Source organism: Undibacterium sp. GrIS 1.8 (genome assembly GCF_040544445.1).
GTDB lineage: Bacteria > Pseudomonadota > Gammaproteobacteria > Burkholderiales > Burkholderiaceae_D > Undibacterium.
In genome coordinates, this window is sequence record NZ_JBEONQ010000002.1 from 1 (window position 1) to 13,171 (window position 13,171).

Annotated in this window: 8 protein-coding genes; 3 read left to right on the top strand and 5 right to left on the bottom strand. The window is 48.9% G+C overall.

Annotated elements, in window-relative coordinates:
• Positions 1-313 precede the first annotated feature (313 nt).
• The gene (locus tag AAKU64_RS01015; RefSeq protein ID WP_354360959.1) at positions 314-1,558 is read right to left on the bottom strand and encodes a sensor domain-containing diguanylate cyclase; all 1,245 of its coding nucleotides are present in this window, start codon (positions 1,556-1,558) and stop codon (positions 314-316) included.
• Positions 1,559-1,806: 248 nt separating this feature from the next.
• Here AAKU64_RS01015 and AAKU64_RS01020 point away from each other — a divergent pair, with 248 nt between their 5' ends.
• The gene (locus tag AAKU64_RS01020) at positions 1,807-4,047 is read left to right on the top strand and encodes a S9 family peptidase (protein WP_354360961.1); all 2,241 of its coding nucleotides are present in this window, start codon (positions 1,807-1,809) and stop codon (positions 4,045-4,047) included.
• A gap of 139 nt (positions 4,048-4,186) precedes the next feature.
• On the opposite strand, the gene AAKU64_RS01025 is transcribed toward AAKU64_RS01020, so the two are convergent.
• Positions 4,187-5,281 carry a DUF5694 domain-containing protein gene (locus tag AAKU64_RS01025; protein ID WP_354360963.1) on the bottom strand — a complete coding sequence of 365 codons (1,095 nt, stop codon included), beginning with the start codon at positions 5,279-5,281 and terminating at the stop codon, positions 4,187-4,189.
• A 326-nt stretch (positions 5,282-5,607) separates the two neighbouring features.
• Between AAKU64_RS01025 and AAKU64_RS01030 the strand changes: the two genes are divergently transcribed.
• On the top strand, positions 5,608-7,365 hold the full coding sequence (locus AAKU64_RS01030; RefSeq protein WP_354360965.1) for an alkaline phosphatase family protein: 1,758 nt from the start codon (positions 5,608-5,610) through the stop codon (positions 7,363-7,365).
• A 254-nt stretch (positions 7,366-7,619) separates the two neighbouring features.
• Positions 7,620-8,162 (top strand): DUF3016 domain-containing protein, encoded by a 543-nt coding sequence (locus AAKU64_RS01035; protein WP_354360967.1) that lies wholly within the window; start codon positions 7,620-7,622, stop codon positions 8,160-8,162.
• A 122-nt stretch (positions 8,163-8,284) separates the two neighbouring features.
• On the opposite strand, the gene AAKU64_RS01040 is transcribed toward AAKU64_RS01035, so the two are convergent.
• The 3 genes from AAKU64_RS01040 to AAKU64_RS01050 form a co-directional block, all read right to left on the bottom strand.
• The gene (locus AAKU64_RS01040; RefSeq protein WP_354360969.1) at positions 8,285-8,461 is read right to left on the bottom strand and encodes a hypothetical protein; all 177 of its coding nucleotides are present in this window, start codon (positions 8,459-8,461) and stop codon (positions 8,285-8,287) included.
• A 96-nt stretch (positions 8,462-8,557) separates the two neighbouring features.
• The gene (locus AAKU64_RS01045; RefSeq protein ID WP_354360971.1) at positions 8,558-11,764 is read right to left on the bottom strand and encodes an efflux RND transporter permease subunit; all 3,207 of its coding nucleotides are present in this window, start codon (positions 11,762-11,764) and stop codon (positions 8,558-8,560) included.
• Between the two features lies 1 nt (position 11,765).
• Positions 11,766-13,019, bottom strand: coding sequence for an efflux RND transporter periplasmic adaptor subunit (locus AAKU64_RS01050; protein ID WP_354360973.1), 1,254 nt, complete (start codon positions 13,017-13,019; stop codon positions 11,766-11,768).
• Positions 13,020-13,171: the final 152 nt, after the last annotated feature.

Genomic DNA, 13,171 nt, shown 5'->3' on the forward strand with positions numbered 1-13,171 from the left:
GAATTCTTACGACAGCAACTTAAAAATCCGAGTATTACTATGCGTCTTGCATAAACCCGTTTTATTACAAAATTACGCTTTTTGCGTAAGTCCTATGAGTAAAGACGGATTGGAAACGACTTTGCATATGCTACTCCTCCATTGGTTTAATTTGGATATTAGCAGAGTATAGAAATTGGATGCTGTAGCGACAACAGCATTGTTTGGCGGGATGAAATTACTAAATTCAATTATCCATATAAAATGCGGCTCTTAGCACGATATTGGCCTGGGAGACGCAGAAGTATTGGACATACGAAATATCAGTTCAATATCAAAGATCCAGCATCACCCGATTTCTGCCGCTGCGCTTGGCCTCGTATAGCGCTTTGTCTGCACGCTCCAGCAGCTTACCTAGTTTTTTATCGCTTTCTAAATTTGTCGCCACGCCGATACTAACTGTCAGGTGAAACTGCTCGCCCGATGTCGCATGTAGCACCAGGTCTTGCACGTGCTGACGTATTCGTTCTGCTGCGCTGATGGCGTCTTCGCGGCTGGCTTGTTGCAACAAAACGCAAAACTCTTCGCCACCTAAACGTCCAAATACATCTGAATCGCGTAGCTCCAGCGTGACGGTTTGGGCAAATCGGGTCAGCACTTTATCGCCACTCAGATGTCCGTATTGGTCATTGATGGCTTTAAAGTAATCCAGATCCAACATCAACAAGGTCAGGCTATTGTTGTAGCGCTGACTAGTCTTAAAAATATGTTCCGCTTGCTCTAGAAAAGCACGTCGGTTCAATATACCGGTCAGGGTGTCGGTGGTTGCCAGCAGCTGTAGCTCACGCTCCAGCATTTTGCGTTGAGTCACATCGCGGTAAATGCCCTCTACCCCGGCATAAGCACCAGCGTCGTCGTAAATTGCTTTGCTGCTGATAGAGATATCAATCACTCGTCCATCTTTGCGCACCATCTGTCCTGGGAAGTCAGATACTTTGCCATCTTTGATAATTGCCGCTTTAAACGCATCGCGGTCCTCGTTATGCGGATAATACGATTCGGCAGTTTTACCGACAATCTCTTCTGGCTCATAACCCAGTACGGTGCGCACACCGGGGCCGACCATCTGCACTATCCCGGCCGCATCGGTGCGGTAATACACGTCCTGCATATTCTCAAAAAGATGGCGGAAATTTTTCTCACTGATACGAAGCTGCTCAGAGATTTCGCTCTGCGCTGTCATATCCATCCCCACCAGCAACACCGCGCCCTCGCCGCCAAACTGAATAGATGAGCTTGCGACCAACAGCATGCGCAAGTTGTTTTTGCAAGTTCGCAGACGAAATTGGGTAGGATCATTAGCCCAATTGGCACCTTGTTTGTTTAAACGTTGATTCGATCGATTAGCATCCAGAGGATGAACAAAATCACTGACCGGGCGCCCAATCAAACTGGCAGCGCTATCTGCCTCTAGCAATATTGCAGCGGCCATATTGGCATAGACGATTTTGTTATTAATCAATACCGTCATCGATACCGGAATAATATTGATCAAATCATGAAGAAATGTATCAGACACCACTGCAACCTCTTTTTCTTTCCAGTACGACCATGTACAACAAATACAAAGCAAACACAAACTAAGTAGTAACACTGATGCACTTTAATTCTAGTCTAGCATTCTGACAAACCAAACCCAAAAATTGATTTGAAGCAAAATAAGTCATTATTTGCTATCTTGTTACCTTCTCAATACTCTGCAGTAAAAACTCAAGAGTTCACAAATTTGTGCTGGCTAACGACCTTATTCAGTTTTCTAGGATTTTTATGCGCCCCTTATTATTCCCTTTACTCGCAGCCTTGGCCCTACCCGCATCAGCAGAGCGTCTTGCTCTGGAACGTATTTTTGATAACGCCAGTTTGGCTGGCAGCAGCCCCAGAAATTTGCAGGTATCGCCCGATGGCCAGCGAGTAACATTTTTGCGTGGGCGCGACGACGATCAGTTTCAGCTCGATTTATGGGAGCTGACCGTCAAAGATCAAAGCATGCGCCTGCTGTTAGATAGCAAAGTGCTGCAAGCCAACGAGCAGATTTCTGATCAGGAAAAAGCCCGCCGCGAGCGTGAACGGATTGCCAATCTGCGCGGGATTGTTGACTACGACTGGTCGCCAGATGGCAAACAATTACTAGTCCCCTTAGCCGGTGATTTGTATCTGGTTGAACTAGCGCATACCGACAAAGCGCGCAAGATCGCATCTGGCGCGGTGATGTCGGCACAAATTTCGCCCAAGGGCCGGTATGTCTCGTACATCCGCGATCAAAATTTATTTGTGCTTGACCTCACCACCAACACCGAGCGCCAGCTGACTAAAGACGGCGGCGGGACGATCCATAATGCAGAAGCCGAATTTGTCGCCCAAGAAGAGATGGCGCAAACCAGCGGCTATTGGTGGGCACCAGACGATACTGCGATTGCGTTTAAACGCTTTGACGAAAGTCCGGTCCCGATTGCCCGCCGCTTTGAGATTTATGCTGACCGCACTGATGTAATTGAACAGCGTTACCCCTACGCGGGTGCTGCCAATGTGCTGGTGAGTTTGGCTCTGGTTAATCCGCAAAATAGCGAAATTAAACAAATTGATATTGGCAAAGACAAGGATATTTATCTGGTACGCGCCGACTGGAGTGCGGATGCAAAAACACTGGTATATCAACGCCAGACCCGCAACCAGAAACAACTCGATTTAATCGCTGTCAATGCCGGCAGTCTGGCGCAAACAACTATGCTGACAGAGACCTCTGCAAGCTGGGTCAGCATTATGGATAAGCCGTATTTTTTGAAAGAATCACAACAGTTTATCTGGACCTCTGAGCGCAGTGGACGCAAGCATATCTATCTGTACGATATGCAAGGCAAACTGATCCACCCCATCAGCCAAGGTGAATGGGGTATCGACAATATATTGGCAGTCGACGAGAAAGCACAAAAAATATTCTTCAGTTCCAACCGTGATGCTGTCACCGACAAACAAATCTATGCATTGAACTTAGATGGTAGTAATGCCGATGCCCCGATACGCGTCAGCAAAACCGATGGCTGGCACGAAGCGAAATTCTCAGGCAAAGCCGAAGTTTTTATTGATACCTGGTCTGATCCCAACACGCCACCGCAAGTCAGCCTGCGCCAGCCAGATGGCACGCTGATCGCTTGGATAGAGCATAACGAAGTCAATGCTAAACACCCGTACGCGCGCTACGCCAGTAGCCATTTGCCTACTGAATACGGTACGCTGACATCGGATGATGGTCAGACTCTGTATTACTCCATCAAAAAGCCGCTGGACTTTGATGCTAGCAAGCGTTACCCCGTGTTTTTGCAAGTGTATGGCGGCCCCGGCGTGCAAACCGTGCAACGTCATTGGGGTAGCTTGTTTGAACAATATATGGCGCAGCAAGGTTATATCGTTTTTAAACTAGACAACCGCGGATCTGCACGTCGTGAGCGCCGCTTTACCGACGCCATTTATCAAACGCTGGGTAAAAATGAAGTCGCCGATCAGGTCACAGGGATCAACTGGCTGGCGCAGCAAAGCTTTGTTGATGCCAAACGGATAGGCGTGTTTGGCTGGAGCTATGGCGGTTTTATGAGTCTGCGTTTGTTGTCCGCTGCGTCAGACAAAATCGCGGCGGGTGTATCGGTCGCGCCGGTGACTGACTGGGCCTTGTACGACACGCATTATGTTGAGCAATTTATTAACAGTCCAAAAGACAATCCGGCAGGCTACCGCCAAAGCGGTGTGTTTGCTCATCTGGATGGATTGAAGTCACCATTATTGCTGATACATGGCATGGCCGATGACAACGTGTTGTTCACCAATACCACCAAGCTCATCGATGATTTAAGCAACCGTGGCATCTTGTTTGATCTGATGACTTACCCAGGTGCAAAACACGGGATATCCGGCGCAGCAAAACAGAAGCATGTGTTTCGCACGATTGCGACGTTTTTTGATAAACATCTGGCGAATCCTCAATTGAATAAAGACGGCGCAACGCAGCTGAAATAAGCTGCTGCGCGCTATCTATTCTGCGATATCGGCGGTGTAGTTTTGTTTGAAATTTGCTAGTGAGAGTAGCGTGTTGGCTCTGCAACAGCTCTGCAATAGTTCGGCTATAACTCAGCTATAACCCAGCAACAGCTCAACATTATTTCAGTACCGCTGCCACATCGACGATATCCACACCTTGGAGTTGTCCTAGCCAGGCATCGAACCACGGCTTGTGTGTGGCGCCGACAATCGACAAGACGCGGGCGCCAGGGCGTTCGCGGAAGGTTTCGCGGATGTTGGCGACCATACGCAGATTGCGGATTTCCCAGCCCGCAACCCACATTTGCGGATAGCCTTCTGGCGACTTTGCCCGCAAGGCTGCGCTGACATTGGCTTCGGCGCGTATCCGCAAGCCTTCCGGGTCGTTGATGGAACGGTACAGCGGCAGCAGATCGCTTGCCTTCGATAAGACATCTTCCCGCTTTTCACGCTCGCTCAACACCACACCGCCCGCGGCCCAGGCCGCCTCGATCGACTTAACAAAAGCCTTAATGCCTGGCACATCAATACGGTCACCTGTGTGATTATCTACTGCATAAACCTGCTGAAAGCCCAAGCGTGCAGCAAGACGCGCGGCTAACTGGTAGCTCTCGTTATTCACCGTCTCCATCCGTCTAAGTTTTGCGATTAATGCAGTGTCCAGACTATCGCCGACATGACGCTCAGCCTCAGGAAGCTGTAGCCACTGCACATAGGCCGAGGCAAGTTCATTTGATGCCAGAAACAGAGCGGCCAGACGTCGCCGTTGCGCTGGGGTTGGAGCCTGATTCCTGACGGATTGAGCAGCCCAGGCCTTGAGCGTCTTATCCACTTCGGCCATAGCGGCAGGTACATCTAGCCCGGTAGCCGCTTTCGCCACGTCAGTCGGATCGCAGTACTCGGCACCGTATTTTGCAGGATGGCGGGCAGCAAGATCGCACTCTTCACCGGACTGATCCTCAACAGTGATGATGTCAGGCTTGAACGCCGCCAGCCGGTTTAATACGCCGTCCAGTGCCGCAGGATTGAAGCCTTTTGGCATACTGTTCAGATGCATGGTGCCAAGTACCAGTATCTGCGAGCGTGGCCCGACCATGTCGCGGTCAAGCGTCGCCAGATCGCCTTGAGCCTGCGCTGCGAGCGGTAGTGTCACGATGGCTGTTGCAGCGAATGATGACACTAAACCCCGAATCCAATTTATCTTTTTACCCATGTCGTATTTCTCCAGGTGTGCATCGTTAAAATATGACAGTGTAAGAAAGTACGAAAAAAGCTCAAGCGCATTTTGGACAGAATGCGTATTCACAGGCTTAGGATGTTAAAAATACGGTATGCATTTTTACCGATCGTCAAACATACCAAGCCGGGCATATAACATCAGACAACTAAGAGCGTCATCAACATGTAATTCTGCTCTGTAATGATATGATTTTTTATATTATTCTTGAATGCTACTCAGAAGCCATTCACGATTAAATCGTAAGATTACTGTTAATAGTCCCATGCAGAATATCTGCCATCTCAACAATCTCATATACCATGACCAAATCCAATTCACTCAGTAGCAGCAGGCTTCCGCATCAAGGTTTACGCCGTTTTCAGCGGGCATTGATGGCGACATGCATTGCTGCCAGTGCAGCCGCCATTGCGCTGTCCATTTCCGGCACGGCTGTAGCAGCCGACAAAATCCCTGCTAACAATGTCACTAAACCGAAACTGGTAGTGGTATTAGTCGTCGACGGATTACCGCAAGAACAGGTGCAACGTTATCGCGATCAGTTTGGTCAAGGTGGTTTTCGTCGCTTGCTGGATCAGGGAGCGTGGTTTAGTGACAGCCATCAGGCACATGGCGTCACCGTGACGGCGGTTGGTCATGCCGCGGTGCTGACGGGTGCTTATCCTTATCAACACGGTATTATCGGCAATGAGTGGATAGATCGCGCCAGCATGAGCTCAATGTATTGCACACAAGATGCCGCTTACACTTACCTGAACGAAGAAACCAAATCTAGCGATGGCACCTCCCCAGCTAATTTACGGGTAAGTACGCTAGGCGATGAGCTGCGTTACAGCAATGGCAATTTATCTAAAGTGGTGACAGTATCAGGCAAAGATCGTGGTGCAATCCTGCTCGCTGGCAAAACTGGCACCGCATACATGTACATGGGCAAATCAGGTAATTTTGCGACCAGCACTTATTACCAGAAAGAGAACCCGGAGTGGGTTAAAACTTTTAGCGCTGCCAAGCCGCAAGACCGCTTCTACGGCAAACAATGGAAACCCTTGTTACCAGCACCGGCCTATGCCAACGATGCGCCGGATAATTCGCCCGGCATGGCAGCGGTGGTAGATAACCGCAGTGGTTTTCCTTTTATTTATGGCAGCGACTCAGGTCAGCCAGACGCTAATTATTACGGTAAACTTCCGTACAGCCCTTATCTCGATGAGCTGACGCTGGACTTTGCCCGCGCTGCCATTGATGGCGAAAAATTAGGTCGCAATCCGGCTGGCGTCCCCGATGTGCTGGGCATCAGCTTGTCTAGCCACGACTACATCAATCATAGTTTTGGCCCAGAAAGCCGTATGTCGCACGACCATCTGCAACGCCTTGACCGTCTGCTCGCCAGTTTTTTTGATGATGTAGAAAAACGTGTAGGGCTGGAGAACACGCTGATTGTGTTAACCGCCGATCATGGCTTCCCGAATGTGCCGGAATTTTCTCAGTCACAGAAGCGCGATGCGCAGCGTCTGAATACCGCCAAACTGATGAGCGACGTCAACGACCATTTATCAGAAAAATTTGGACTAAAGAATCTGGTCCTCAAATTTTCATTTCCTAGCTTGATGCTGGATTACCCAAGCATCGATCAAAAAGGCCTGAAGCGAGAAGATGTAGAGAGCGCGATCGCCCGCTTTTTATCTAACTACCCTGGCGTAGCAAATACCTACACTCGCACACAGTTAAGTAACGGCAATTTACCTGACTCGCGCCAAGCCAAGCTGATGCAACGCGGCTGGAATCAGCAAGTGTCTGGCGACGTCATGATCGTTACCAAACCATATTGGTACTTCGGCAGCGGCACCACCGGCACATCACATGGATCGCCTTATAACTATGACACCAACGTACCACTGATGATCATGGGTAAGCGCTGGATTAAACCGGGTGCTTATGCTGAATATGCCGAAGTGGTCGATATCGCCCCAACACTGTCGCACCTGTTACATGTGCGCCCGCCTAGCGGCAGCGAGGGTCGGGTTTTAAACGAGATCATCAAGGTCGATGCCGTTAAATAAAGGGCAGTTTTGTTAGGGACTGGTCGCTAGGGTCTGTTGATAATTAAATCGTGAGATTTATTTGTTAATAGACTGACAGGCTCTAGCCATTTGCATGGATGATTCTTACGATTCATATCAATTTGTAAGCAAGCTTTTAGAATTGATGCGAATGGCTACAATGATGTTAAGCCCCGAATATCTGGGCGAAATGCAGGGAGTGATTAAGGATCAATCCGTCCCTCTTTTCAACATCAAACGTAAGGAGAATTAACATGCTTCCAGCAAGCAAAGTAAGTAACGCAGCTACAGCGATCTTGGGCGCGCTAATGGCGATCGGTCTGATGTTGACGGCGCAAACTGCCATGGCAGGCGAAGCCAAAGTCAATTGGATAGCACCAGAAAAATTTACCGACATCCGCAGCGCCAACGAGACGCAAGAGAACGCACAAGCCAACCTGATTAAAACATTTGATGGGATTTTTGCCGATCTGGCAAAACGATTACCCGATGGCTACCAGCTAGAAATCAATGTTACTGATCTGGATCTGGCAGGTGAAATCAGACATGGCTTTGCAGGTGGACTACAAGATGTGCGGGTAGTCAAAGCCATCGACTGGCCAAAAATATCATTCTCGTATTCACTCAAAAATGATAAGCAGGAAGTCGTCGCCTCTGGCAAAGAAGATTTACGCGACATGGATTTTCAGTCCAAACCTGATTTTAGTTATAGCGGCTTTAGGTATGAAGAGCAGATGCTGAAAGATTGGTTTAAACATCAGCAAAGAAAAGATGTGTTCCCGACCCGCGATAAGTGAGCCGCGATCTTTGTGATCGAGATTTCTTTTAACATTTTATAATCACTTTCAATATACTCCCCCTTATTTTATGAAAATATGGCCTATTGTCCAATGATTCTCTGGACGATTAAATATACATATCAGGAGTATATAAATATCGTATTTATGCAAAGCTGACTTCCATTGAGATAATCCAGTCCTGCAGCAAGCTCAAACATCAGCTCAAAAATCAGGCCAAACATCAGCAATAACACCAGCAATAACACCAGCAATAACACCAGCAATAACACCAGCAATAACACCAGCAACAGCGTCATCAAAAGTCCAAGCAAAAACAAAAAGCCGTCCAGTCTAAACTGAACGGCTTTTTGTTTTTCAATACTTCGGATTAGCTTTTACCCAAACTCACTATTCTAAACACTAGCGCGTTTGCGATGCACCAGGTACGCAAACCCTTTGAGCAAAGAGCGGAACACAAAGCGCAATAAGGTCAAGGTCAACAAGGCTTCGATCAAGGTAACAAAGAAAGCAAAAATAGGATTCCAGCGACTATTTCTATCCGCAAACTTAGCAAACATGCGGTCGCGTGCGATCTCAATACTGTCGTAGAAAGTCGGCACCACCAATAAGGTCAGCAAGGTGGAAGTGATCGTGCCGCCGATGATAGAAATCGCTAGCGGACGATAAAACTCACCGCCCTCACCCATGCCTATCGCCACCGGCAACATGCCTGCGATCAGGGCAAATGTCGTCATCAAAATAGGGCGCAAACGCATACGGCCTGCATACATTAATGAGGCTTCTCTATCATCACCGGACCCTTCTTGCTCATGTTTGCGGGCACAGTCCAGCAACAAGATGGCATTTTTTGCGACCAGCCCCATCAGCATAATGATGCCGATTAAGCTCATCAGATTAATGGTGGAGTGGGTCAATAGCAGTGCAATCATGACGCCGATCAAGCTTAAAGGGAGTGACAACATCACGGCCAAGGGCGCGGTAAAAGAGCCAAATTGCATGACTAATATCAGATACATCAAGCCGATTCCCATGATCAGAGCGGTGATCATTTCAGTGAATAATTCTTTCTGATCTTTGGTCGAGCCGGTTAATTCCAAGCCAAAGCCCGGCGGGAAGTTGATCGCTTTCGCAATCGCCAAGGCATCTGTCGTGACTTCACCAGGCGAGCGCCCTTGTGTATTGGCAGACACGGTAATCGTCCGTTTGCCGTTGGAGTGCTCGATCTTGGCCGGTCCTTTACCCATTGTGATTTTAGCGATCTGGTCGAGTGGCACCATCTTGTCGCTACCGCTGACTGCTACCGGCAAATGCTCGATGTTTTCGGCACTAACTCTGTCATCTGGATGCAAACGTACTGCCACGTCACGCGCCTCGCCAGTGGGATCTACCCAGTCGCCTACCTCAACCCCGGCAAACGCTACACGCAAAGCTTGTGCGGTATCGTTGACAGAAATCCCCAAGGCATTGGCAAAGCCACGATTGAGTTCAATCTGCAATTCGTCCTTAGGATCTTGCTCAGATAAACCGACGTCGACCGCACCATTGACCGCACGTAATTTCTCAATAAAGTCACCGGTAATCTGGAGCAATTTACGAGAATCCGTACCGTAAAAATTGATCTGAACAGGCTTACCGCCGCCATTGCTCAAGTCTTCTTGCACGACATATTCTGCACCGATCAGGCTACCAACTAGCTTACGCAGTTCGGCACCGATTTCAACTGCAGATCGTTTGCGCAGTGTACTTTTGCCGATATCCACATACACACGTCCACCGGCTGAATTGACGTTGCTATTGGTGGCAACTGTCTCTTTAATCGTGCGTGCCAATGTCGCTGCGGCCTCTACTTTTAAGCGGGCATAGTCAATACTGGAGCTCGATGGTGTACGCACATTAATGATAATCGTACCGTTGTCAGAGGCGGGGAAAAAGCTGGTGCCGCCGTATTTTCCAAACAAGCCAATTGCCAGTACCAAACTCATAATAGCGATCAGCGCCATCCAGATGCGGTGATGTAAAGCCCAGGCAATGATACGGCTATAACGATCAGCCTGATGATCAAACCAGGTATTAAATTTGGCGAGTTGCAGACTCAGTCCTGTCTTCGGTTTTTCATGATGACCGATAGGATCACCCCAAAACGCCGACAACATCGGGTCCAGCGTAAAGGAGATAAACAGACTGACCAGAACGGAACTGGTCACAGTTAATGCGAATGGGCGGAACCATTCGCCAGACACACCCGGCATAAACGCCACAGGGATAAATACGGCAATGATAGAGAACGTGGTCGCGGCAACGGCAAGACCAATTTCGCTAGTGCCGTTGAGCGCAGCAGTGCGCCGGTCTGATCCCATCTCCATATGCCTGACGATATTTTCGCGTACCACAATGGCATCATCAATCAGAACCCCGACCGCCAGCGACAGACCCAGTAAAGTCATAAAATTTAAAGTAAAGCCGCACAGCCAGATCGCAATAAAAGCAGCAATCACAGAGGTCGGTAAGCTGAGCGCCGTGATCAAGGTAGAGCGCCAGGAATTTAAAAATACATACACTACAAAAATCGTTAAGACCGCACCAAACATCAGTGAATCGATCACGTTGTTGAGGCTATTCTCCGCGTTTTTTCCACCGTCCTGGGTCACTTCAAACTTGGTACCGGCAGGCAGAGTCTTGCTGATCTCGGTAGTCAGATCACGGATCTTATTCGCTACGCTCACCGTGCTGGCATCGCGTGAGCGGGTGATGGCAAGACCAACGTTGGCATTGCCGTTGCGGATACTAAAGCCGTTGATTTCTGCAAAATCATCTTTAATCGTGGCGACTTGCGCCAGTCTGACGACCTCGCTACCGCGCTGCTTGATCACGATTTGTTCAAACTCGGCAGGCGACTCAATACGGCCAATCAGACGGATGCTTTCTTCATTGAGTTTGCCACGGACTTTACCTACCGGCGCGGTGGTGTTTTGGTTACGTAAAGCGTTGACGACCTCTGCTGCGGAGACGTTGTACTCACGCATTTTTTGTGCGCGCAATAAAATGCTCAGTTCACGTTTTAAAGAACCATTTACCGTGACCACGGAGACGCCATCAATGGCACGAAACTTATCGGCCAACTGATCTTCTGCCATCCGCGATATCTCAGCATGATTTAAGGTACTGGAGGACAAGGCCAATTGCATGATCGGTTGTGCATTGGGATCAATACGCTGCAAAATCGGTTCACGCATTTCGGTCGGCAACTTATAGCGAACTGCGCCGATTGCATTGCGCACTTCTTCCGCCGCCTCGATCATATTTTTGGTAAAAGTAAATCCCAGCACAATGGTGGCACTACCTTCATTAGCAGTTGAGCTGATATTGTCCACGCCAGAAATACTTTGCAGTGATTTTTCTACCCGGTTAATAATCTCGCGCTCAACGGATTCTGGTGATGCACCGGGATAAGGGAAAGACACAATCAAAGCGGGGATTTCTACATTGGGACGCTCGTTGACCTTGAGCTTTTTTAGCGCCAGCAAACCGACGCACATCAAGCCGACAATGATCACGATCATCGCAATCGGACGTTTAATACTGAAGTCAGATAAGAACATATTATTTCTCCGACGCTTTAGCTGCGGTAGCAGTCGTGCTTGAGGCTGCGGTTGAAGCTGAATTTGAGGCTGAACTTGCGGCAGGTTTCAGCTCTACACTCGCTGGTACAGCAATCAAATCGACCTTTTGACCATCACTCAATGTAGATAAAGGACTGCGGATGACGTTGTCGCCAACGGCTAAGCCAGAGCGGATTTCATAATCACCATGACGTGGATCACGGGTACCCAAGATCAGGCTGACTTTTTTAATTGCGCCATCTTTAATCTGCCAAGCATAGGCTTTGTCGCCATCCAAGACCAAGGCAGAACGTTGAATCATCATCGTTTGAGTGCTACCGGCCTCGATACGACCCTCTGCATACAGACCTGAGACGCGTGGCTGCGTTTCGCCAGTCAATGCAACCAGTACCTCAACCTGACGCGTAGTCGGGTTGGCGGCGGTATCAACCCGCTTTACTTTTCCGCTGAACTCTTGGTCACCGTAGCCATTCATATGGAAAATGACTGCCTGGCCGATTTTGACTTCATTCACTTTATCGGCAGACACCAGGCCTTCCAGTCGCATGCTGGTCGGGTCAATGACCTTCAGTAATTCTTTACCGATCTGCGCCGTGTCACCGGCAGACACTTTGCGCTCGCTGACGATGCCGTCAAATGGGGCGCGCACTTCGGTACGTTGCATTTGCTGTTTGGCCTGAACTACTTTTGCCTTTGCGGCGACCAGATCGCTCTGCGCATTATTGCGGCGGATTTCGGCATCTTCTAAAGATTGGGTCGATACCATGCCAGACGCGCGCAAAGTTTTTAAACGTTGAAACTGGCGCTCCGCCTGATCAAACGATTGCGCAGATGCCCGCGCCGCTTCTTCTGCAGAATGCTGGCTGTCGCGGATCGAGGTGTCATCCAGGCGTACCAACAAATCACCCCGTTTTACGACTTCGCCATTTTCTTTTAGCACCTGCAAAACGACTGCGGATAACTCAGCACGCAAATCCGCTTTGCGCTCTGGCTGGACAGAGCCGGTAATCACGGGGCCAGAAGACAAGGCGCTATTTTGTATCAACAACATATCTTCGGGGGAAATCCGCAAACGACTTTGCTCAGCCGCCCCAGAGCTAGTGCTGGAGCTTGCGCTGGCCTTTGCACTTGCGCTGGCTTTAGCTGCATCATCTTTTCCATTTTTATCGTTCTTGCTGCAAGCCGTGACAAGAGTTGAGGCGAGTGCAATGACGATCAGCGTTTGACGCAACATAGAAGAATCTCCCTAGAGTAGTAGCTTTTGATTATTGATTTTGACTGTTTGGTGTGAACCTCTTATGTTTCAGAAGTTCAACAAAATGTAACGGAGTATTACCAGACCAGATCGTGGTGTCAATCACTCAATGAGGATAATTTTTAACCCGG